This window comes from Rheinheimera lutimaris (genome assembly GCF_013283795.1).
Classification (GTDB): Bacteria; Pseudomonadota; Gammaproteobacteria; order Enterobacterales; family Alteromonadaceae; genus Alishewanella; species Alishewanella lutimaris.
On the sequence record NZ_JABSOD010000045.1, the window covers coordinates 1 to 1,342 of the forward strand.

The 1,342-nt window shown below is 48.1% G+C and carries 1 protein-coding gene; it reads left to right on the top strand.

Features of this window, described 5'->3' with window-relative positions; all coding sequences use genetic code 11:
* Positions 1–4 precede the first annotated feature (4 nt).
* Positions 5–1,333 carry an IS4 family transposase gene (locus tag HRH59_RS19130; protein ID WP_173502855.1) on the top strand — a complete coding sequence of 443 codons (1,329 nt, stop codon included), beginning with the start codon at positions 5–7 and terminating at the stop codon, positions 1,331–1,333.
* Positions 1,334–1,342 lie beyond the last annotated feature (9 nt).

Consider the following 1,342-nt stretch of genomic DNA (forward strand, 5'->3'; position numbering starts at 1 on the left):
TTTTATGCGTATTAGCCAAGCCCTCGAAACCGTTTTAGTAAACAGCCGTACCGTTAACTTTGAAAGTTTGGCAGATGTGCTTGACCCGGCATTGATTGAAACAGGGTTGGGTATCGCTGGCATATCCACCATCAGAACCCGAAGATTGCCTATGGAGCAGATGGTATGGGCCGTGCTGGGCATGGCGCTGTTCCGTAATATGTCCATCAAACAACTGGTTACCCAACTGGATATTTTACTGCCAGGCAAAGCACCATACGTAGCCCCCAGTGCCATCACTCAGGCAAGACAACGGCTTGGCTATGAAGCGGTAGAGCATATTTTTAATCTCACCGCCGGGCACTGGAATGAACAAGCTGCGCATCCTCATTGGTGTGGTTTAACGCTGTTAGGAGTTGATGGTGTGGTATTTCGTACAGAAGATACACCTCAGAACAGTGCAGCATTCGCCAGAACCAAATCTCACACTGGCGAAGCCTGTTATCCACAAATCCGGATGGTATGCCAGATGGAGCTCACCAGTCATCTGCTGACAGCAAGCCGGTTTGACAGTGTGGACGTTAATGAGATGGTGCTGGCTGAGGAGTTGATACCCCACACCCCAGACCATTCACTGACCTTGTTCGACAAGGGATTCTACTCACTGGGTTTGCTGCATAAATGGCAATCTACCGGCGAACAACGTCACTGGCTGTTACCGCTAAAGAAACAGACGCAATATGAGGTTATCCGCAGTTTGGGTAAGCATGACCAGTTGATCCGGCTGACAACAACACCGCAATCACGTAAGAAGTTTGATGGCTTACCTCAGACGATAGAAGCGCGATTACTCAGCAAAACCATCAAGGGTAAAGAGGTCAAAATACTCTGCTCATTGACGGACCCGATGCGCTTCCCTGCGGCGGATATCGTTGATTTATACTCAACCCGATGGGAGATAGAGCTGGGCTTTAGAGAAATTAAGCAGTCAATGCTGCACAATGCTTACACACTTCGCTCGAAATTGCCTGATATGATCAAACAGGAATTATGGGGTGTCCTGCTGGCCTACAATCTTATCCGTTATCAAATGGTGCTGATGGCGGCATCGCTGGGCAAAGACATATCCCCAAGCAATTTGAGTTTTAAAGAGGCTGCCAGCCATATTGTGTTCCAACTTGCTACGCTGCCGTATGTATCACCGGGGCGTATTCCCGGAGTTGTAATGAATATCACTGATATGGCTTCATTCTTCTTACTGCCAGGACGGCGTGAACGATGTTATCCACGATGTGTGAAATCGAGCAAACTTAAGTATCCCGTTAAAAAGAAAAATGCCGGTCAGCTTAACTGACCGGCATTA